This window comes from Pseudomonas segetis (genome assembly GCF_900188155.1).
GTDB classification, from domain to species: domain Bacteria; phylum Pseudomonadota; class Gammaproteobacteria; order Pseudomonadales; family Pseudomonadaceae; genus Aquipseudomonas; species Aquipseudomonas segetis.
Genome location: NZ_FZOG01000007.1, coordinates 82442 through 102975, shown reverse-complemented (window position 1 = coordinate 102975; position 20534 = coordinate 82442). Strand labels below are relative to the sequence as shown.

The following is a 20534-nucleotide window of genomic DNA, read 5'->3' as shown; positions in this document are numbered from 1 at the left end:
TTAGCGGTATTCGCAGAGATAAGCCGTTTCAACCGCGACCTTGAGCTTGAATTTGCTATTGGCCGGCACTGTGAAGGTGCTGCCCGACTCGAATGTTTCCCAGCTCTCCGAACCGGGTAATTGAACAGTCAGTGCGCCTGCCACAACATGCATGACTTCGAGCTGGCTAGTGCCAAATTCGTAGTCGCCAGCAGCCATTACGCCGATAGTGGCAGGCCCTGCAGCCATATCGAAAGCAATAGATTTGACGGTGCCGTCGAAGTACTCATTCACTTTGAACATATGCACATCCTCGCAAGGGCTGAAAAAGGGTCGCCAGTATGCCGAAGCCTGATCGGGTCGTCATCAGCTTTGAATAGGTAAAACCATTGGCAGTAATCGAGCGGTGTTGCGCGCGTCGCTAAGAGCGCGGTGCTGTTGCCCGCTGAAATTGATTCCAGAGAGTTGCAGTGCGGTGTGCAGGCCCACCGGTTGCTGTAGTTTGCGCGCCTGGGCGAAGGTTTTTTTTAGATTCAGGTGGCTGAGCGTGCTCAGGTGACTGCTGAGCTGTTGCAGGCGCCAGTCTTGCTCAAGCTGGCGGCGGTCATATTCGCCCCAGCTTGCCCAGCCGATCAGGCGCGGGTGGTGCTGGCTGAGCCAGCGCTCAAAGTGAGGCCAGATTTCAGACAATGGCCCTGCGCTGTCGACATCGGTTTGGCTGATATGGGTCAGGTCGCGGCAAAACCTGGTCAGGTGAGGGCGCCTGAGAGGCCTGACAAAACGCTGGAAATGGTCGATCTCATGGCCTTGGGCATTCACCATGCTGGCGCCGATTTCGATGATCTCCATCTCTTCGATCGGCCAGCCGCCTTCCTCGGTCGTAGCTTCCAGGTCAATCACTAACCAATGTCCCATAGGCTCTCCATGAGCATGCGAGCCTGTACTCGCGCTGTCGGCAAACTTACTATTAGGTTTTAGGACAATGGCGGCAGTATGCAAGTGCCCGACAAGTGTGGCAAAAGCCATGTTAGGCTGCTGATAAATCAACCTGGAGGTTTCAAATGGCCAACGTAGCCTTTATTGGATTAGGTGTAATGGGGTATCCCATGGCAGGGCATTTGGCGCGCGATGGCCATCAAGTCTGCGTCTACAATCGCTCCGCGGCCAAGGCCGAGCAGTGGGTCGAAGAGTATGCAGGCGAGTGCGCTGCGACACCCCGTGAAGCTGCACAAGGCGCGGACCTGGTAATGGTTTGCGTGGGTAACGACGATGATTTGCGCAGTGTCGTGCTCGGTGAAGACGGTGCGTTGGCGGGCATGCAGTCCGGAAGCGTATTGGTTGACCACACAACCGCCTCGGCGACTGTCGCCCGTGAGCTGGCAGAAATCGCCAGGGGGCGCTCCATAGGCTTTCTTGATGCCCCGGTTTCAGGTGGTCAGGCAGGTGCGCAAAATGGCGTGCTAACGGTCATGGTCGGTGGCGAGCAGGCCGATTTCGATAGAGCGCAGCCTGTTATCGATGCCTATGCCAAGATGGTTCGGCTCATGGGGCCGGCTGGTAGCGGCCAACTGACCAAGATGGTCAACCAGATATGTATCGCCGGTGTTGTTCAGGGTTTGTCCGAGGCTCTGCATTTTGCGCAGTGCGCCGGGCTCGATGGTATTGGCGCCATGGAGGTGATCAGCAAGGGCGCAGCGCAATCCTGGCAGCTTGAGAATCGCCATAAAGCCATGCTCGATGGTGAGTTCGAATTCGGCTTCGCCGTCGACTGGATGCGCAAGGACTTGTCCATCCTGCTGGCCGAGGCTCGCAGCAATGGCGCGCAATTGCCTGTCACTGCGCTGGTTGATCAGTTCTATGCCGATGTCCAGGCGGCCGGTGGAGGGCGCTGGGATACATCGAGCCTGATTTCACGACTTAAGCCGGCAAAGAACTCCTGAGTCTGTTTGCTGCCTAAGCATTGGGCGTTGCGGTCGGACGCCCGATTTTGGAATCTCTTTACAGCTACTGCGTTCGACTTTCGGGCCAGTCGACGGCCTTTGAGTGGGACCTTAACTCGCAATGCTGCTCATTTCGCCTGCGGCCAGGTAAAATCGGCGACCTGTCGTGATTATGCTTTTAATAGAGGGTTTTCGGGTCATGAAATGCCGTGCTGGCTGTGGCGCTTGCTGCATCTCTCCTTCGATCAGCTCACCCATTCCGGGAATGCCCAACGGCAAACCTGCAGGTGTGCGTTGCGTTCAGTTGGATGAGGCCAATTTCTGCATGATCTTCGGTCAGCCCGAGCGTCCCGCAGTCTGTTCTGCATTCAATGCGGATATAGAGGTATGTGGCGACACTCGGGAAGACGCAATACGTTTGCTCGCCTGGCTTGAAGGCTCTACCGCTGTGGCGTGTTAATCAATTACCAGCAGGCAAACGCCTGGGAGAAATAATGGCTCTGTTTACACGGTTGTTAGTGGCTGGCGTTACAGTCCTGGCTGTAAGTACCGCCCATGGGCAGGACTGGAACCTGGTGAAGGATGAAGCCGGGATCAAGGTTTATCTGAGTGATGTGAAGGGCTCGGAATACAAGGCCTATCGCGGTGTGACGACAGTCAAGGCCGATTTACCGACACTACTCAAGCTGCAAAATGATGTAGCCGGTTCCTGTGCATGGATTCATGAGTGCAAGATGCAAAAAATGCTCAAGCACGAAGGTGATAAAACCTGGACCTATGCTCAATTCAACACACCATGGCCGGTAACTCCGCGTGACTCGGTCATGGAAGTCACCACCAGGCAGGATGCCAATGGCGGCGCGACCCGGGTGATGCACGGGGTGCCTGATTACCTGCCGCCAGAAAAAGGCTTTGTCAGGGTCAGCGAGCTGGAAGGTCGCTGGGTCTTTACGCCGAAAAAGGCTGGCGAAGTCGAAGTGGTGTATGAGGTGCATACCGAGCCAGGCGGTAGCGTGCCATCGTGGCTGGCCAACAAGTTCGTGGTCGATGCGCCGTTCAATACCCTGAAAAACTACCGCGAACTGGCCGAGAAGAAATAACCCGGCGGTGTTCTCCCGTTGCCCACAAAAAAGGCTGCCAGTTGGCAGCCTTTTTTACGCGATTAAACAGGCCTGGTTGGCTTATCTATTGATATCGCGCTGCTCCTTACCGGTGTACAGCTGGCGTGGACGGCCAATCTTGTACGGGCTTTCGAGCATTTCTTTCCAGTGCGAGATCCAGCCAACAGTGCGTGCCAGTGCGAAAATCACTGTAAACATGCTGGTTGGGATACCGATTGCCTTGAGGATGATGCCCGAGTAGAAGTCTACGTTCGGGTAGAGCGAGCGCTCGATAAAGTATGGATCGGTCAGTGCAATCTCTTCGAGACGCATTGCCAGTTCCAGTTGTGGGTCATTGGTAATGCCCAGCTCCTTTAGAACTTCATCGCAGGTCTGCTTCATCACGGTGGCGCGCGGGTCGCGGTTCTTGTAGACGCGGTGCCCGAAGCCCATGAGCTTGAACGGATCGTTCTTGTCCTTGGCCTTGGCGATGAAGGCATCGATGTTCGAAACATCACCGATCTCATCAAGCATGCTCAGTACGGCTTCGTTGGCGCCGCCGTGAGCAGGCCCCCAAAGTGCAGCGATACCGGCCGCGATACAGGCAAAGGGGTTGGCGCCGGAGGAGCCAGCCAGGCGAACGGTTGAAGTCGATGCGTTCTGTTCGTGGTCGGCGTGGAGGATAAAGATCTTATCCATGGCCTTGGCCAGAACCGGGCTGATCGGCTTAATTTCGCACGGGGTGTTGAACATCATGTGCAGGAAGTTTTCAGCGTAATTGAGGTCATTACGCGGGTACATCATGGGTTGGCCCATGGAGTACTTGTAGGTCATCGCTGCAAGGGTCGGCATCTTGGAAATCAGGCGCATGGCCGAGACTTCACGGTGATGCGGGTTCTTGATGTCCAGGGAGTCGTGATAGAAGGCGGAGAGGGCGCCAACCACGCCACACATGATGGCCATCGGGTGTGCATCGCGACGGAAGCCGTTGAAGAAGGTCTTCAACTGCTCGTGAACCATGGTGTGGTTCTTGATGGTGGTTACAAATTGAGCTTTTTGCGCTTCGTCAGGCAGTTCGCCATTGAGCAGCAGGTAGCAGGTTTCCAGGTAGTCAGCTTTCTCGGCGAGCTGTTCGATCGGATAACCGCGGTGAAGCAGAATGCCTTGTTCACCATCGATGTAGGTGATTTGCGACTCGCAAGACGCGGTGGACATAAAGCCCGGATCAAAAGTGAAGCGGCCCGTGGCTGTTAAGCCTCTTACATCTATTACATCGGGACCAACGGTGCCGGTTAAAATAGGCAGCTCGACGGGGGCAGCGCCCTCGATGACCAACTGCGCTTTTTTGTCAGCCATGTGTGGCCTCCTAGTTATGCTTGATATCATCAGACAGCCCCCCACGCAGGGCCCGCACCACTATAGTGGGATAAATTCTAAAGTCAATTTGCTAAAACACTATGGGGTAGAGCCTGTTGGCTGCTGATTATTAAGGATAAGTTGCGCTTTTACGTGATTTAAATAATCCGCGCAATCTGCACGAAGGATAGGCTGGTCCGTTGTCATTAGTAACCTAACTGTCTATACTCTGCGGCCAACCACTAAGGGCTTTTAACCCTGTATCTGGTGGTTTTCACTCCTTGGGTGATGGGTACCTGACCAGTGCACCTCCCGACAACTTTGCCCTGCAACTTCGGGGCTCTCAGTGTGATAAAAAAAGCCGTGAATAGCCAACGACCTGTAAACCTAGACCTTAGGACTATCAAGCTCCCAATCACCGCTTACACGTCCATTCTTCACCGTATCTCCGGTGTCATCCTCTTTGTCGGCATTGCCGTGTTGCTCTATGCGCTCGACAAGTCGCTTGCCTCAGAGGAAGGCTTTGCCGAGGTGAAAGAATGCCTGACTAGCCCTTTGGCTAAGTTCGTGATTTGGGCATTGTTGTCCGCCTTGCTGTACCACCTGGTGGCTGGCGTACGCCACATCATCATGGACATGGGCATCGGTGAATCGCTCGAGGGCGGTGCATTGGGCTCGAAAATCGTACTCGCTGTCGCAGCGGTCATGATTCTGCTGCTGGGGGTATGGATATGGTAACTAATGTCACTAACTTGTCGCGTTCGGGTCTGTATGACTGGATGGCACAACGCGTTTCAGCAGTCGTGCTCGCGGCTTATGTACTGTTTTTGCTGGGTTATGTGATCGCCCATCCTGGCATGGGTTATGCCGACTGGCATGGTCTGTTCTCCAATCAAGCAATGCGCATCTTCAGCTTGCTGACTTTAGTCTCGCTTAGCGTTCATGCCTGGGTTGGTATGTGGACAATCTCCACTGACTACCTGACCAGCATGGCTGTCGGTAAGTGGGCTACGGCCGTGCGTTTTCTGTTCCAGGCTGCGTGTGGCATTGCCATGTTCGCGTTTTTCGTCTGGGGCGTGCAGATTCTTTGGGGTATCTGATCCATGACTAGCATTCGTACACTTTCCTATGACGCCATCATCATTGGTGGCGGCGGTGCAGGCATGCGTGCCGCACTGCAACTGGCTCAAGGCGGTCACAAAACCGCAGTAGTCACCAAGGTTTTCCCAACCCGTTCGCACACTGTATCGGCCCAGGGCGGTATTACCTGTGCGATCGCCTCGGCTGACCCGAACGATGATTGGCGCTGGCACATGTACGATACCGTCAAGGGTTCCGACTATATCGGTGACCAGGACGCTATCGAATACATGTGTTCTGTAGGTCCGGAAGCTGTGTTCGAGCTCGAGCACATGGGGCTGCCATTCTCCCGTACTGAAACCGGCCGCATCTATCAGCGTCCATTCGGTGGTCAGTCGAAAGATTTTGGTAAGGGCGGCCAGGCTGCTCGTACTTGCGCAGCTGCCGACCGTACAGGCCACGCGCTGTTGCACACCCTTTATCAGGGTAACCTCAAGGCTGGTACCTCGTTCCTCAACGAGTGGTACGCGGTAGACCTGGTCAAGAACCAGGACGGCGTCATTGTCGGTGTAATCGCAATCTGCCTTGAAAACGGCGAAACCGTTTATATCCGTGCCAAGGCCGTGGTTCTGGCAACTGGTGGCGCTGGTCGTATCTATTCGTCCACCACCAACGCCCTGATCAACACCGGCGACGGCATTGGCATGGCGCTGCGTGCGGGTGTTCCGGTTCAGGACATCGAAATGTGGCAGTTCCACCCGACCGGTATTGCCGGCGCTGGTGTACTGGTAACCGAAGGTTGCCGGGGTGAGGGTGGTTACCTGATCAACAAGCACGGCGAGCGTTTCATGGAGCGTTATGCGCCAAACGCCAAAGACCTTGCTGGTCGCGACGTTGTTGCACGTTCGATGGTTAAAGAGATCATTGCCGGTAACGGTTGTGGTCCTGATGGCGACCACGTAATGCTGAAGATGGATCACCTGGGCGAAGAAGTCCTGCTGAGCCGTCTGCCAGGCATCGTTGAGCTGTCCAAGACCTTCGCTCACGTTGACCCTGCTGTAACCCCGATCCCGGTTGTTCCTACCTGCCACTATATGATGGGCGGCGTTGCCACCAACATTCATGGCCAGGCGATCACTCAGGATGCCAACGGCAACGACAAGATCATCGAAGGTCTGTTTGCCGTGGGTGAAGTGGCGTGTGTATCGGTGCACGGCGCTAACCGCCTGGGCGGCAACTCGCTGCTTGACCTGGTGGTATTCGGCCGTGCTGCTGGCCTGCACCTCGAAAAATCGCTTAAAGAAGGTGTTGAGCATCGCAATGCCAGCGCAACTGACATTGAACAGTCGCTGGGTCGCTTGGCGGGCGTTAACGAACGTACCACTGGCGAAGATGTAGCCCCGTTGCGTAAAGAGCTGCAAAGCTGCATGCAGAACTACTTCGGTGTATTCCGTACTGGCGAATACATGCAGAAGGGCATTACCCAATTGGCCGACCTGCGTGAGCGGATCGCGAACGTCAAGATCGCTGACAAGAGTCAGGCTTTCAATACTGCCCGTATCGAAGCCCTGGAACTGCAAAACCTTCTTGAAGTTGCTGAAGCGACCGCTGTTGCTGCCGAGACACGTAAAGAGTCTCGCGGTGCCCATGCTCGTGAAGACTTCGAAGATCGTGATGACGAAAACTGGCTGTGCCATTCCCTGTACTTCCCAGGTGAAAAGCGCGTAGCCAAGCGTGCCGTCAACTTCTCGCCGAAGACAGTTCCGACCTTTGAACCTAAGATCCGGACTTACTAAGGGTGGCTGATATGTTGCAAGTAAGTGTTTATCGCTATAACCCTGAGAGCGACTCCGCGCCGTTCATGCAGGACTTCCAGATCGATACAGGCGGCAAGGACATCATGGTTCTTGACGTTCTGGCGCTGGTGAAAGAACAGGACGAAGGCTTCTCCTATCGTCGTTCTTGCCGTGAGGGCGTGTGTGGCTCCGATGGCATGAACATCAATGGCAAGAATGGTCTGGCTTGCATCACGCCGCTGTCGGCTGTGGTGAAAAACAACAAGCTGGTGATTCGTCCTCTGCCAGGTTTGCCAGTCATTCGTGACCTGGTTGTCGATATGAGCATCTTCTATAAGCAGTACGAGAAGGTTCAGCCGTTTTTGCAGAACGATACGCCAACGCCGGCTATCGAGCGCCTGCAGAGCCCTGAAGAACGCGAGAAGCTGGACGGTCTGTACGAGTGCATCCTGTGCGCTTGCTGCTCAACCAGCTGCCCGTCGTTCTGGTGGAACCCTGATAAGTTCCTCGGTCCTGCTGCACTGCTGCAAGCCTATCGTTTCCTGGCTGACAGCCGTGATACAAAAACAGTTGAACGTTTGTCGGCATTGGATGATCCATTCAGTGTGTTCCGCTGCCGCAGCATCATGAACTGTGTGAGCGTTTGCCCCAAGGGTCTGAACCCGACCAAGGCAATCGGCCACATTCGCGGTATGTTGTTGCAAAGCGGTACTTGATTCATCGTTTTCTGCTAGACCTGTAACGCCTGCGGTATCGTGCTTCATGCGATGCCGCAGTTATAGCCAGAATCGCAGCTCAAAAAGCCGCGGTTCTTATTTTGAAATATTATGACGACCAGCAGGGGCATCTGGGCCGGAGCCCGGACTATCTGCGGGATCCGTGGTGGCTTTACCGAGGTCGCTGCATCAGGACTTCGAAAGCCCACGCGGTTTCTACGCCGGTGGTGTCCCCTAACCGAGGGTGACCAAGCATGCAAGAAAGCGTGATGCAGCGCATGTGGGACAGTGCCCACCTATCCGGTGGAAACGCTGCCTATGTGGAAGAGCTCTATGAGCTTTACCTGCACGATCCCAACGCTGTGCCAGAAGAGTGGCGCACTTACTTTCAGAAGTTACCGGCCGATGGTGGCGCCACAACAGACGTATCGCACTCCACGATTCGCGACCATTTCGTCCTGCTCGCTAAAAACAAAGCCCGTGCGCAACCGGTTTCTGCCGCTAGCGTCAGCAGCGAGCACGAGAAAAAGCAAGTCGAGGTTCTGCGTCTGATTCAGGCCTACCGCATGCGTGGTCATCAGGCTGCGCAGCTTGATCCGCTGGGTCTTTGGCAGCGCCCGCTGCCGGCTGACCTGTCGATCAATCACTACAGCCTGACCGACGCTGACATGGACACCACGTTCCGCACGGGTGGCCTTGTTATCGGCAAGGAAGAGGCAAGTTTGCGGGAAATTCTCGAAGCGTTGCAGCAGACATATTGCCGCACCATTGGCGCAGAATTTACCCACATCGTCGATTCCGAGCAGCGCAGCTGGTTCCAGCAGCGCCTGGAAAGCGTTCGTGGTCGTCCCCAATATTCCGCGGAAGTGCAAGGCCATGTGCTTGAGCGCCTGACTGCGGCTGAAGGTTTGGAGAAGTACCTGGGTACCAAATACCCGGGCACCAAGCGCTTTGGCCTCGAAGGTGGCGAGAGCCTGATCCCGTTGCTTGATGAAATCATCCAGCGCAGTGGCTCCTATGGCACCAAGGAAATTGTCATCGGCATGGCCCACCGTGGTCGCCTCAACGTATTGGTCAACACCTTCGGCAAGAATCCGCGCGACCTGTTCGACGAATTCGAAGGCAAGAAGACCGAAGGCCTGAGCTCGGGTGACGTCAAGTATCACCAGGGTTTCTCCTCGAACGTGATGACAGCGGGTGGCGAAGTCCACCTGGCGCTTGCATTCAACCCGTCTCACCTTGAAATCGTCTCGCCGGTTGTCGAGGGCTCTGTACGTGCCCGTCAAGACCGCCGCAGCGATGATGTGGGTGACAAGGTTCTGCCAATTTCCATCCACGGTGATGCTGCCTTTGCAGGTCAGGGCGTGGTCATGGAAACCTTCCAGATGTCGCAGACTCGCGGCTTCAAGACTGGCGGCACCATCCATATCGTCATCAATAACCAGGTTGGCTTCACCATCAGCCGTGTAGACGATGCTCGTTCCACCGAGTACTGCACTGATGTGGCGAAAATGATCCAGGCACCGATCTTCCATGTAAATGGCGATGATCCGGAAGCCGTGTTGTTTGTCACGCAGATGGCTGTCGACTACCGCATGCAGTACAAGCGCGACGTGGTTATTGACCTCGTCTGCTACCGTCGTCGCGGTCACAACGAAGCCGACGAGCCGAACGGCACCCAGCCGCTGATGTATCAGCAAATCGCCAAGCAGCGCACCACCCGTGAGCTGTATGCCGAGATGTTGATCAATGCATCGCGCCAGACCGCCGAGGAAGTTCAGGCCAAGAGCGATGAATATCGCGCGGCACTGGATAACGGCCAGCATGTTGTGAAGAGCTTGGTCAAAGAGCCTAACAAAGAGCTGTTCGTTGATTGGCGTCCGTATCTGGGCCACGCCTGGACTGCGCGTCACGACACCCGTTTCGATCTGAAGACCTTGCAAGAGCTGTCGGCCAAGCTGCTGGAAACTCCAGACGGCTTCGTGGTTCAGCGCCAGGTTTCGAAGATCTACGAAGATCGCCAGAAGATGACCGCCGGTGCTTTGCCGATCAACTGGGGTTACGCCGAAACCATGGCGTACGCCACCCTGTTGTTCGAAGGCCATCCGATCCGTATTACCGGTCAGGACGTGGGTCGCGGTACCTTCTCGCACCGTCATGCTGTGTTGCACAACCAAAAGGATGGCAGCACCTACGTGCCACTTCAGAAACTGTATAACGAGCAACCGGATTTCGATCTGTACGACTCGTTCCTGTCTGAAGAAGCAGTGCTGGCGTTCGAATACGGTTATTCCACAACCACGCCAAATGGCCTGGTTATCTGGGAAGCGCAATTCGGTGACTTCGCCAACGGTGCCCAGGTTGTATTCGACCAGTTCATCTCCAGCGGTGAAACCAAGTGGGGTCGTCTCTGTGGTCTGACCATACTCTTGCCCCATGGTTATGAAGGGCAGGGGCCAGAGCACTCCTCGGCGCGCTTGGAGCGTTATCTGCAACTTTGTGCCGAGCACAATATGCAGGTTTGCGTACCGACCACCCCGGCCCAGATCTACCACTTGCTGCGTCGCCAGGTGATTCGCCCGCTGCGCAAGCCATTGGTCGTATTGACGCCTAAGTCGCTGTTGCGCCACAAATTGGCAATCTCGACGCTGGAAGATCTGGCCGAAGGTTCGTTCCAGACGGTGATTCCAGAGGTCGATGCACTCGATCCGAAGAAGGTTGACCGTGTCGTGATGTGTAGCGGCAAGGTCTATTACGACTTGCTCGAAAAGCGTCGCGCTGAAGGTTTGAACAACATTGCAATCGTACGGCTCGAACAGCTCTATCCGTTCCCTGAAGAAGATCTGACTGAGGCGCTTGCTGCGTACAAGAACCTCAAGCACATCGTCTGGTGTCAGGAAGAGCCGATGAACCAAGGTGCCTGGTATTGCAGCCAGCATCACATGCGCCGTGTGGTTGCTGCGCATAAGAAAACCCTGGTTCTTGAGTATGCCGGCCGTGAAGGTTCTGCATCTCCAGCATGCGGTTATGCATCGTTGCACGCCGAGCAGCAGGAAAAACTGCTGCAAGACGCTTTTACTGTTTAACGCCCGAGCGCAAGAGGCGGCCTGAGTAGGCCGCCTCGTTGAAAACCGAATTTAAGGACACACACAATGGCTATCGATATTAATGCCCCAACTTTCCCGGAATCGGTTGCTGACGGTACCGTTGCCACTTGGCACAAAAAGCCGGGCGACGCAGTCAAGCGCGATGAGCTGATTGTTGACATCGAAACGGACAAAGTTGTTATCGAAGTATTGGCTGAAGCCGACGGCGTTATCGCTGAAGTGGTCAAGAACGAAGGCGACACCGTACTGAGCAACGAACTGCTGGGCCGCCTGAACGAAGGCGCTGCCGCCGCTGCTCCGGCTGCCGCTGCCTCGGCTCCTGCTGCCAAGGCAGAGGCACCTGCTGCCGCGCCGGCTGCTGGTGACGACGACCAAATCCTTTCGCCTGCTGCTCGCAAGCTGGCTGAAGAAAACGGCATCAACCCAAGCAGCATCACAGGTACCGGCAAAGGCGGTCGCGTCACTAAAGAAGACGTTGTCGCAGCTGTTGAAGCCAAGAAAAACGCGCCAGCCGCCAAGCCGGCTGCTGCACCTGCCAGCGCCCCGGCGATGGCTGTTGGTGATCGCGTTGAAAAGCGCGTACCAATGACCCGTCTGCGCGCCAAGGTTGCCGAGCGTCTGGTTGAAGCTCAATCGAACATGGCGATGTTGACCACTTTCAACGAAGTCGACATGACTGAAGTCATGGCACTGCGTTCGAAGTACAAGGACCTGTTCGAGAAGTCGCACAATGGCGTACGCCTGGGCTTCATGTCGTTCTTCGTCAAGGCAGCCACCGAAGCACTCAAGCGCTTCCCGGCTGTAAACGCTTCGATCGACGGTTCCGACATCGTTTACCACGGCTACGCCGACGTTGGCGTTGCTGTGTCGAGCGACCGTGGCCTGGTTGTACCTGTGCTGCGTAACGCCGAGTCGATGAGCCTGGCTGAAATCGAAAACGGCATCGCCACTTTCGGCAAGAAAGCCCGCGACGGCAAACTGTCGATTGACGAGATGACTGGCGGTACCTTCACCATCACCAACGGTGGTACTTTTGGTTCGATGATGTCGACACCGATCGTTAACCCGCCGCAAGCTGCTATCTTGGGTATGCACAATATCCTGCAGCGCCCGATGGCGATCAATGGTCAGGTTGTTATTCGTCCTATGATGTACCTGGCGCTGTCTTACGATCACCGCCTGATCGATGGTAAGGAAGCCGTGACCTTCCTGGTGACCATCAAGAACCTGCTGGAAGATCCTGCACGCCTGCTGCTGGATATCTAAACCCAGTTTCTCCCTTGGCGGCTCTCACAAGGAGCCGCCCGGTTTATTTGAGAAGGAATCAGTAATGTCTCAGAAATTCGACGTGGTAGTCATCGGTGCCGGCCCTGGCGGTTATGTAGCTGCAATCAAGGCGGCGCAACTGGGCTTGAAGACTGCCTGTATCGAGAAGTATCAGGATAAAGCTGGCAAGATCGCCCTGGGCGGTACCTGCCTGAACGTAGGTTGCATTCCTTCCAAGGCCCTGCTCGACAGCTCGTGGAAGTACCACGAAGCCCAAGAAGGCTTTGCCGTCCACGGTATCACTGCCAAAGGCGTGAGCATGGACGTGCCTGCAATGGTTGGTCGCAAGGACACCATCGTCAAGAACCTGACTGGCGGCGTTGCTACCCTGTTCAAGGCCAACGGCGTTACCCTGCTTGAAGGCCACGGCAAGCTGTTGTCTGGCAAGCAAGTTGAAGTCACTGCCCAAGACGGCACTACTCAGATTGTTGAAGCCGGTAATGTGATCATCGCTTCAGGCTCCAAGCCGATCGATATCCCACCAGCACCTGTTGACCAGGACGTTATCGTTGACTCGACCGGCGCCCTGGACTTCCAGGCTGTACCTAAGACCCTGGGCGTTATCGGCGCTGGCGTTATTGGCCTGGAGTTGGGTTCGGTTTGGTCTCGCCTGGGTTCGCAGGTGACTGTAATCGAAGCTCAGGACAAGTTCCTGCCAGCAGCTGATGACCAGATCTCCAAGGAAGCGATGAAAACCCTGACCAAGCAGGGTCTGAAAATTCTGCTGGGCGCACGCCTGACTGCTTCTGAAGTGAAGAAGAAGCAAGTGACCGTGAGCTTCACCGACGCCGATGGCGAGCAGAAAATGACTTTCGACAAGCTGATCGTCGCGGTTGGCCGTCGTCCTGTGACCACTGATCTGCTGGCAGCTGACAGCGGTGTTGACATGGATGAGCGTGGTTTCATCTTCGTCAACGACCAGTGCGAAACCAGCGTTCCAGGCGTATATGCCATTGGTGACGTGGTTCGTGGTGCAATGCTCGCGCACAAAGCCTCGGAAGAGGGCGTGATGGTTGCCGAGCGTATCGCCGGTCACAAAGCTCAAATGAACTATGACTTGATCCCATCGGTTATCTACACTCACCCGGAAATCGCGTGGGTTGGTAAAACCGAACAACAGCTCAAGGCTGACGGGATTGCTGTAAATGTCGGTACTTTCCCATTCGCGGCCAGTGGTCGTGCAATGGCTGCAAATGACACCGGCGGCATGGTCAAGGTTATTGCCGATGCCAAGACTGATCGCGTGTTGGGCGTTCACGTCATTGGCCCAAGCGCTGCTGAGTTGGTTCAGCAGGGTGCAATCGGCATGGAATTCGGCACCAGTGCCGAAGATTTAGGGATGATGGTGTTCTCGCACCCAACCCTTTCCGAAGCGTTGCACGAAGCAGCATTGGCAGTAAATGGCGGCGCCATTCACATTGCCAATCGCAAAAAACGCTAAGTGAACTGACTATTAACCCCTGGGTCTGCCTACACGGCAGGCCCATCGGTTACTGGACAAAAAGAACCACGACTACTGCCCGTGTTTGACTCCGGTCAAGCGCGGAATGTACGTCGGACTGCTCAAGATGGCGGTCACAGGTGGTGCGGCATTAAATTGCAGCACCGAATGCGCAATACCTAAACGAAGACGGTAGACAAGCATGAATCTCCACGAGTATCAGGGTAAGCAGCTATTCGCTGAATACGGCCTGCCCGTATCCCAAGGCTTCGCAGTAGACACCCCAGAAGAAGCCGCAGAAGCTTGCGACAAAATTGGTGGCAATGAGTGGGTTGTTAAAGCCCAGGTCCACGCTGGCGGCCGCGGTAAAGCGGGCGGCGTGAAGCTGGTCAAGAGCAAAGAAGATGCCAAGGCATTCGCAGCCAACTGGCTGGGCAAGCGTCTGGTGACTTACCAGACTGACGCCAGCGGCCAGCCTGTCAGCAAGATCCTGGTTGAATCCTGCACTGACATCGCCAAGGAACTGTACCTGGGCGCTGTAGTCGATCGTTCCAGCCGTCGTATCGTGTTCATGGCGTCCACTGAAGGTGGCGTAGACATCGAGAAAGTGGCACACGACACCCCTGAGAAAATCCTCAAGGCAACTATCGATCCACTGGTTGGCGCTCAGCCATTCCAGGGGCGCGAGTTGGCTTTCCAGCTGGGCCTGGAAGGTAACCAGATCAAGCAATTCACCCAGATCTTCGTTGGCCTGGCCAAGCTGTTCCAGGACTACGACCTGGCGCTGCTGGAAGTGAACCCGCTGGTAATCAAGGCTGACGGCAACCTGCACTGCCTGGACGCCAAGATCAACATCGACAGCAACGCCATGTACCGCCAGCCTAAGCTGCGCGCCATGCATGACCCGTCGCAGGACGATCCACGCGAAGCCCACGCTGCCAAGTTCGAACTGAACTATGTTGCCCTTGAAGGTAACATCGGCTGCATGGTCAACGGCGCTGGCCTGGCCATGGGTACCATGGACATCGTCAACCTGCACGGCGGTCAGCCAGCCAACTTCCTGGACGTTGGTGGCGGCGCGACCAAAGAGCGCGTTACCGAAGCGTTCAAGATCATCCTCTCGGATGACAATGTTAAAGCCGTTCTGGTTAACATCTTCGGCGGTATCGTTCGTTGCGACATGATTGCCGAAGGCATCATCGGCGCTGTGAAAGAAGTCGGCGTTAAGATTCCGGTTGTTGTTCGCCTTGAAGGTAACAACGCTGAGCTGGGCGCTAAAGTCCTGGCTGAAAGTGGCCTGAACATCATCGCGGCAACCAGCTTGACCGACGCTGCTGAGCAAGTCGTCAAAGCTGCGGAGGGCAAGTAATGAGCGTCCTGATCAATAAAGATACCAAAGTAATCTGCCAGGGCTTCACCGGCTCGCAGGGTACCTTCCACTCCGAACAAGCCATCGCCTACGGCACCCAAATGGTTGGCGGCGTGACTCCAGGCAAGGGTGGTTCAACTCACCTGGGCCTGCCAGTGTTCAACACTGTTAAAGAAGCTGTAGAAACCACTGGCGCTACTGCCAGCGTTATCTACGTACCTGCCCCATTCTGCAAGGACTCGATCCTGGAAGCAGCAATGGGCGGTATCAAGCTGATCGTTTGCATTACCGAAGGTATTGCTACTATCGACATGCTTGAAGCCAAGGTTAAGTGTGACGAGCTGGGCGTTGTCCTGATCGGTCCTAACTGCCCAGGTGTTATCACTCCGGGCGAGTGCAAGATCGGCATCATGCCAGGCCATATCCACTTGCCAGGCAAAGTCGGTATCGTGTCGCGCTCCGGCACCCTGACTTACGAAGCTGTCAAGCAGACTACTGACGCCGGTTTCGGTCAGTCGACTTGCGTTGGTATCGGTGGTGACCCGATCCCAGGCTCCAACTTCATCGACATCCTGAAGCTGTTCCAGGAAGATCCAAAGACCGAAGCGATCGTTATGATCGGTGAGATCGGCGGTTCGGCTGAAGAAGAAGCCGCTGCCTACATCAAGGCCAATGTGACCAAGCCTGTCGTTTCCTACATCGCTGGTGTTACCGCTCCTGCGGGCAAGCGTATGGGTCACGCTGGTGCAATCATCTCTGGCGGCAAGGGCACTGCAGACGAGAAGTTTGCTGCCCTGCAAGACGCTGGCGTTAAAACCGTGCGTTCCCTGGCTGACATCGGCAAAGCCCTGGCTGAGCTGACTGGTTGGGAAGTCAAAAAAGCATAATCGCTTTTTTGTCTGGAAAGAGGCCACCTTCGGGTGGCCTTTTTTATTGGGAAAGAATTATTGGCGATGGACCTTGATCATCGTCTGCCCATGGTGGACAAGCTTCGCGTTGTCACGCCCTACGGGTGTCGTAGGACGGACAGCGCTTTTCTGTCCGCCAATAGCCTAGCTGCCCAAGTCATACACGCAGCAAAAAGCCCGCTACAAGAGCGGGCTTTTTGCTGTAGAGCAGGGCGCTTAGACGATAACGCCCTGGCTACGCAGGTAATCATCGTAGGTGCCGCTAAAGTCGGTCACGCCGCTGTCGCTCAGCTCGATGATACGGGTGGCCAGCGAGCCTACGAACTCACGGTCGTGGCTGACGAAAATCAGCGTACCCGGGTAGTTTTCCAGCGCCAGGTTGAGGGCTTCGATGGATTCCATGTCCAAGTGGTTGGTCGGTTCATCCATGATCAGCACGTTAGGCTTGTTGAGGATCAGCTTGCCGAACAGCATGCGGCCTTGCTCTCCACCGGAGATCACCTTGACTGACTTGAGGATGTCATCGTTGGAGAACAGCATGCGGCCCAAGGTACCGCGTACCAGTTGCTCACCGCCTTGAGTCCATTGACCCATCCACTCAAACAGCGTGAGGTCATCTTCAAAGTCATGGGCATGGTCCTGGGCGTAGTAACCCAGCTCAGCGCTTTCCGTCCACTTCACCGAGCCTGCGTCCGGCGTCAGTTCACCCATCAGGGTGCGCAGCAGGGTGGTCTTGCCGATACCGTTAGGGCCGATGATCGCCACGCGCTCACCCGCTTCAACGGTAAAACTGAAGTTCTTGAACAAGGTCTTGCCATCAAACCCCTTGGCCATGTGCTCGACAGTCACTGCCTGACGATGCAGTTTTTTAGTCTGTTCAAAGCGGATAAACGGGCTGATACGGCTCGACGGCTTGACTTCAGCCAGTTGGATCTTGTCGATCTGCTTGGCGCGTGAAGTGGCTTGCTTGGCTTTCGAGGCGTTGGCCGAGAAGCGGCTAACGAAACTTTGCAGTTCGCTGATCTGTGCCTTCTTCTTGGCGTTGTCGGCGAGCAACTGTTCGCGCGATTGGGTCGCCGCTGTCATGTACTCATCGTAGTTACCCGGGAACAGGCGTAGTTCGCCGTAATCCAGGTCCGCCATGTGGGTGCAGACGCTGTTGAGGAAGTGACGGTCGTGAGAAATGATGATCATGGTGCTGTTACGCGCCGTGAGAATGTTCTCCAGCCAGCGGATGGTGTTGATATCCAGGTGGTTGGTCGGTTCGTCGAGCAGCAACACATCCGGGTCGGAGAACAACGCCTGGGCCAGCAATACCCGCAGCTTCCAGCCTGGTGCTACTTCGCTCATCGGACCAAAGTGCTGGGCCAGCGGAATGCCCAGGCCAAGCAACAACTCGCCAGCGCGGGATTCGGCGGTGTAGCCGTCCATTTCCGCGAACTCGGTTTCCAACTCGGCGACAGCCATGCCGTCTTCTTCGGTCATTTCAGCCAGCGAGTAGATTCGGTCACGCTCAGCCTTGACCCGCCACAACTCGGCGTGGCCCATGATCACGGTATCGATCACGTTGAATTCTTCGTAGGCGAATTGGTCCTGGCGAAGCTTACCCAGGCGTACGTTTGGCTCAAGCATCACCTGGCCGCTCGACGGTTCAAGATCATCACCGAGGATCTTCATGAAGGTCGACTTGCCACAGCCATTGGCACCGATCAGGCCATAGCGGTTGCCGTTGCCAAATTTGACGGAAACGTTCTCGAACAGTGGCTTGGCGCCGAACTGCATGGTGATGTTAGCGGTGGAGATCAAAGGGCTTACCTATCAATAACTTAGATGTGTCTGGATTGGCCTGATACCCATTTGATACCAAAACCTGGCTTTTCCAGTCAGCTCCGGCCGGAGCTTGAGTCGATCCAGCGTGCATACTAAAAGAGCAGCGTCGGCACAGGTTGGCTGAGCTGCTGGGAAATGAATGCGGGGGTGATGCCAGACATTACGCCTATTGTCGCATAGGTGAGACTACAGTTGCACGGTGGCAGGCAACGGGATTGTTGGTGCTATCAAATCGCTCGCCTTAATGGCGGGCTGTTTGTTTATGGGCTGACTTGGGTCAACATCCGGAAATATAAACAAATTCCTGCTACGCAAGCGTGCGAGATGATGTCCCTTTGGGGGCTGGGGCCTGCTAGCATGACACTTGTTGAGCATGCGTTAGCGCATCGCACCTATTGTTATTCTAGATGGATCTTTTATGAAAATTTTTACCCCCTTGTCGATCTTGACCCTGTGCAGCCTATTGGCTGTGCCGGTGATTGCTGCCGAGCAGGCGCCTGAAACCCTCAAGGGTTGTGCCGCCAAGAAGCAGGACATCATCGAGAAACTGGAGTTTGCAAAATCCCACGGCAATACCAACCAGCAGGCTGGTTTGGAAAAAGCGCTCAGTGAAATCAATGAAAACTGTACCGATGAATCGCTTAGGAAAGACCGTGAAAAGGCCGTTCTTGACGCCAAGCACGAAGTCAGCGAACGCAAGTCCGATCTTGATGAAGCCATGAAGAAAGGCGATCTTGAAAAGATCAACAAACGTAAGGAAAAACTCGCCGAGGCCCGTGAGGAACTGGATGAGGCGTTGCAAGAGTTGGAGAAATAATCCAGTCGCCTCCTGATTCTGACTTGGCTTACGACCCAAACGCCCGCATTTGTGGGCGTTGAGGGGGATCAGTCGCGGAAAAACACCTGAACAAGGTGGTAACCAAACTGGCTTTTGATCGGGCCATGGACTTCGCGTAGCGGCTTTTTGAAGATCACCTGATCGATCGCACGGACCATTTGCCCCGGGCGAACCTCGCCCAGATCACCACCACGCTTGCCCGAAGGGCAAGTCGAGTACTTGCGCGCCAGTACGTCGAACGCTTCGCCCGCAGCCAGGCGTTTCTTCAGTTGAGCCGCTTCGGCTTCAGTTTTCACCAAAATATGTTTAGCCATTGCTTTGGCCATGGGCGGTTCCTCACAGGTTCATGCGCCGTATTGTGCCAGTATTTAGCAAATCGCTGAAATTATCCCGGCGAACATCTAGATGGCAGTGAATCTGGGGGCTGCACACTGGAGTTATCGACCCTCAGAACTCGCCTACTGTTATAGAACCTGTCTTGCGGACGCACACATGGACATTCAATCGTTACTCAAAATTCTGGCCAGCCAAGACGGCTCTGATTTGTACCTGTCGACAGGGGCTCCGCCTTGCGCCAAGTTCAACGGCATGCTCAAGGCCTTGAGCGCAGAGCCGTTAAAGCCTGGCGATATTGCTGCGGTGGCGGATGCCATCATGGACGTTGCCCAGCGTGAAGAGTTCGAGCGTGAGCTGGAAATGAACCTGGCGATGTCTGTGCCGGGAGTGGGGCGCTTTCGGATCAATATCTTCAAGCAGCGCAATGAAGTCTCGATCGTGGCGCGGAACATCAAGCTCGATATTCCCAAGTTTGAAGACCTGAAACTGCCAGAAGTGCTGCTCAGTACCGTGATGGAAAAACGTGGCCTGGTTTTGTTTGTCGGCGGCACCGGTTCAGGCAAGTCGACCTCGCTGGCGGCCTTGATTGATTACCGCAATCGCAACAGTGGCGGGCATATCATCACCATTGAAGACCCGGTTGAATACGTGCACCGGCACAAGAAGTCGATCATCAACCAGCGTGAAGTCGGCGTTGATACGCGCAGCTTCCATGCGGCGCTGAAAAACACCCTGCGCCAGGCACCGGATGTGATCCTTATCGGCGAGATTCGTGACCGCGAAACCATGGAGCACGCGCTGGCATTTGCCGATACCGGTCATTTGGCTATTTCCACCTTACACGCCAACAACGCCAATCAGGCGCTCGACCGGATTATCAACTTCTTCCCCGAAGACCGCCGGCCGCAACTGCTGAATGATCTGGGTAACAACCTCAAGGCGTTCGTGTCCCAGCGGCTGGTCAAGACCACGGACGGCAAGCGGCGCGCGGCGGTCGAAGTGCTATTGGGCACGCCGACGGTGCGCGATCTGATCAAGCGCAACGAGTTCTCCGAGATCAAGGAAATCATGGAGAAATCGAAAAACCTGGGCATGCAGACCTTCGATCAGGCCTTGATCGACTTGGTTAATCAAGGTGCGATTGATGAGGAAGAGGCAGTTAAAAACGCCGATTCTGCAAACAACGTTCGGCTTAAGTTGAAGCTCTATCGCGAAACACCCGCTGCGCCTGCAGCAACCCCGGCAGCGGCGCCGGTTGCCCAGGCAAAACCTGCACCGACTGCTGATGCAGCCGACTGGGGACTTGAGTTGAAGCTTGAAGACATTGAAGTGGATACCCCGCCGGAAGATCCGGGCAGGCAAGGTATCTAATGCCCGAAAACCGCGAGTCTACTTAAGCCGGTTTTCAAGCA

At 55.4% G+C, this 20534-nt stretch carries 18 protein-coding genes and 1 pseudogene; 14 read left to right on the top strand and 5 right to left on the bottom strand.

All coding sequences use genetic code 11. The features are described 5' to 3' along the window. Both ppnP and CHB79_RS19145 read right to left on the bottom strand, forming a co-directional pair. Positions 1-282, bottom strand: a complete 282-nt coding sequence (gene ppnP / locus CHB79_RS19150) for a pyrimidine/purine nucleoside phosphorylase (protein WP_089361074.1) — start codon at positions 280-282, stop codon at positions 1-3. A gap of 63 nt (positions 283-345) precedes the next feature. Continuing rightward, on the bottom strand, positions 346-894 hold the full coding sequence (locus CHB79_RS19145) for a 3'-5' exonuclease (RefSeq protein WP_089361073.1): 549 nt from the start codon (positions 892-894) through the stop codon (positions 346-348). A gap of 137 nt (positions 895-1031) precedes the next feature. Here CHB79_RS19145 and CHB79_RS19140 point away from each other — a divergent pair. The 3 genes and pseudogenes from CHB79_RS19140 to CHB79_RS19130 all read left to right on the top strand — a co-directional run. Continuing rightward, positions 1032-1919, top strand: a pseudogene (locus CHB79_RS19140) (NAD(P)-dependent oxidoreductase); the annotation flags it as partial. 199 nt (positions 1920-2118) lie between these two features. Beyond that, entirely contained in the window at positions 2119-2379 is a 261-nt protein-coding gene (locus CHB79_RS19135; RefSeq protein WP_010490076.1) for a YkgJ family cysteine cluster protein, read from the top strand. Between the two features lie 34 nt (positions 2380-2413). Next, positions 2414-3019: an START domain-containing protein gene (locus CHB79_RS19130; protein WP_089361072.1), complete on the top strand. Its 606-nt coding sequence runs from the start codon at positions 2414-2416 to the stop codon at positions 3017-3019. Between the two features lie 81 nt (positions 3020-3100). Here the strand turns inward: CHB79_RS19130 and gltA are convergent, their stop codons facing one another. Then, positions 3101-4375, bottom strand: a complete 1275-nt coding sequence (gltA, locus tag CHB79_RS19125) for a citrate synthase (protein ID WP_010490072.1) — start codon at positions 4373-4375, stop codon at positions 3101-3103. A gap of 351 nt (positions 4376-4726) precedes the next feature. On the opposite strand from gltA, the gene sdhC reads away from it, so the two are divergent. The 9 genes from sdhC (at position 4727) to sucD (ending at position 16097) form a co-directional block, all read left to right on the top strand. Beyond that, a complete protein-coding gene (sdhC, locus tag CHB79_RS19120; RefSeq protein ID WP_176443230.1) occupies positions 4727-5113 on the top strand; it encodes a succinate dehydrogenase, cytochrome b556 subunit in 387 nt (128 codons plus the stop codon). Continuing rightward, entirely contained in the window at positions 5107-5475 is a 369-nt protein-coding gene (gene sdhD / locus CHB79_RS19115; RefSeq protein ID WP_010490068.1) for a succinate dehydrogenase, hydrophobic membrane anchor protein, read from the top strand. Before sdhC ends, sdhD begins: the two co-directional genes overlap by 7 nt. A gap of 3 nt (positions 5476-5478) precedes the next feature. Next, positions 5479-7251: a succinate dehydrogenase flavoprotein subunit gene (sdhA, locus tag CHB79_RS19110; protein ID WP_010490065.1), complete on the top strand. Its 1773-nt coding sequence runs from the start codon at positions 5479-5481 to the stop codon at positions 7249-7251. An 11-nt stretch (positions 7252-7262) separates the two neighbouring features. Next, positions 7263-7967, top strand: coding sequence for a succinate dehydrogenase iron-sulfur subunit (locus CHB79_RS19105; protein WP_010490063.1), 705 nt, complete (start codon positions 7263-7265; stop codon positions 7965-7967). Between the two features lie 254 nt (positions 7968-8221). Beyond that, on the top strand, positions 8222-11053 hold the full coding sequence (locus tag CHB79_RS19100) for a 2-oxoglutarate dehydrogenase E1 component (protein ID WP_010490061.1): 2832 nt from the start codon (positions 8222-8224) through the stop codon (positions 11051-11053). Positions 11054-11119: 66 nt separating this feature from the next. Beyond that, complete coding sequence (odhB, locus tag CHB79_RS19095; protein ID WP_089361071.1) at positions 11120-12340, top strand: 2-oxoglutarate dehydrogenase complex dihydrolipoyllysine-residue succinyltransferase; 1221 nt, start codon at positions 11120-11122, stop codon at positions 12338-12340. Between the two features lie 64 nt (positions 12341-12404). Next, positions 12405-13841, top strand: a complete 1437-nt coding sequence (lpdA, locus tag CHB79_RS19090; protein WP_010490056.1) for a dihydrolipoyl dehydrogenase — start codon at positions 12405-12407, stop codon at positions 13839-13841. Between the two features lie 202 nt (positions 13842-14043). Further along, positions 14044-15210 (top strand): ADP-forming succinate--CoA ligase subunit beta, encoded by a 1167-nt coding sequence (gene sucC / locus CHB79_RS19085; protein WP_010490054.1) that lies wholly within the window; start codon positions 14044-14046, stop codon positions 15208-15210. Continuing rightward, complete coding sequence (sucD, locus tag CHB79_RS19080) at positions 15210-16097, top strand: succinate--CoA ligase subunit alpha (protein WP_010490052.1); 888 nt, start codon at positions 15210-15212, stop codon at positions 16095-16097. Before sucC ends, sucD begins: the two co-directional genes overlap by 1 nt. A 237-nt stretch (positions 16098-16334) precedes the next feature. On the opposite strand, the gene CHB79_RS19075 is transcribed toward sucD, so the two are convergent. Next, a complete protein-coding gene (locus CHB79_RS19075; RefSeq protein ID WP_010490050.1) occupies positions 16335-17924 on the bottom strand; it encodes an ABC-F family ATPase in 1590 nt (529 codons plus the stop codon). Positions 17925-18366: 442 nt separating this feature from the next. Here CHB79_RS19075 and CHB79_RS19070 point away from each other — a divergent pair, with 442 nt between their 5' ends. Next, positions 18367-18765 (top strand): DUF1090 domain-containing protein, encoded by a 399-nt coding sequence (locus CHB79_RS19070; RefSeq protein WP_010490048.1) that lies wholly within the window; start codon positions 18367-18369, stop codon positions 18763-18765. A gap of 68 nt (positions 18766-18833) precedes the next feature. Here CHB79_RS19070 and CHB79_RS19065 read toward each other — a convergent pair whose 3' ends face one another. After that, positions 18834-19112, bottom strand: coding sequence for a peptidylprolyl isomerase (locus CHB79_RS19065; RefSeq protein WP_010490046.1), 279 nt, complete (start codon positions 19110-19112; stop codon positions 18834-18836). A 166-nt stretch (positions 19113-19278) separates the two neighbouring features. Between CHB79_RS19065 and CHB79_RS19060 the strand changes: the two genes are divergently transcribed. Further along, positions 19279-20493, top strand: coding sequence for a PilT/PilU family type 4a pilus ATPase (locus tag CHB79_RS19060; RefSeq protein ID WP_089361070.1), 1215 nt, complete (start codon positions 19279-19281; stop codon positions 20491-20493). Positions 20494-20534: the final 41 nt, after the last annotated feature.

Coding starts and splice junctions, on each gene's coding strand:
- ppnP (WP_089361074.1), bottom strand. CDS start 282: ATGTTCAAAGTGAATGAGTACTTCGACGGCACCGTCAAATCTATTGCT.
- CHB79_RS19145 (WP_089361073.1), bottom strand. CDS start 894: ATGGGACATTGGTTAGTGATTGACCTGGAAGCTACGACCGAGGAAGGC.
- CHB79_RS19135 (WP_010490076.1), top strand. CDS start 2,119: ATGAAATGCCGTGCTGGCTGTGGCGCTTGCTGCATCTCTCCTTCGATC.
- CHB79_RS19130 (WP_089361072.1), top strand. CDS start 2,414: ATGGCTCTGTTTACACGGTTGTTAGTGGCTGGCGTTACAGTCCTGGCT.
- gltA (WP_010490072.1), bottom strand. CDS start 4,375: ATGGCTGACAAAAAAGCGCAGTTGGTCATCGAGGGCGCTGCCCCCGTC.
- sdhD (WP_010490068.1), top strand. CDS start 5,107: ATGGTAACTAATGTCACTAACTTGTCGCGTTCGGGTCTGTATGACTGG.
- sdhA (WP_010490065.1), top strand. CDS start 5,479: ATGACTAGCATTCGTACACTTTCCTATGACGCCATCATCATTGGTGGC.
- CHB79_RS19105 (WP_010490063.1), top strand. CDS start 7,263: ATGTTGCAAGTAAGTGTTTATCGCTATAACCCTGAGAGCGACTCCGCG.
- CHB79_RS19100 (WP_010490061.1), top strand. CDS start 8,222: ATGCAAGAAAGCGTGATGCAGCGCATGTGGGACAGTGCCCACCTATCC.
- odhB (WP_089361071.1), top strand. CDS start 11,120: ATGGCTATCGATATTAATGCCCCAACTTTCCCGGAATCGGTTGCTGAC.
- lpdA (WP_010490056.1), top strand. CDS start 12,405: ATGTCTCAGAAATTCGACGTGGTAGTCATCGGTGCCGGCCCTGGCGGT.
- sucC (WP_010490054.1), top strand. CDS start 14,044: ATGAATCTCCACGAGTATCAGGGTAAGCAGCTATTCGCTGAATACGGC.
- sucD (WP_010490052.1), top strand. CDS start 15,210: ATGAGCGTCCTGATCAATAAAGATACCAAAGTAATCTGCCAGGGCTTC.
- CHB79_RS19070 (WP_010490048.1), top strand. CDS start 18,367: ATGAAAATTTTTACCCCCTTGTCGATCTTGACCCTGTGCAGCCTATTG.
- CHB79_RS19065 (WP_010490046.1), bottom strand. CDS start 19,112: ATGGCCAAAGCAATGGCTAAACATATTTTGGTGAAAACTGAAGCCGAA.
- CHB79_RS19060 (WP_089361070.1), top strand. CDS start 19,279: ATGGACATTCAATCGTTACTCAAAATTCTGGCCAGCCAAGACGGCTCT.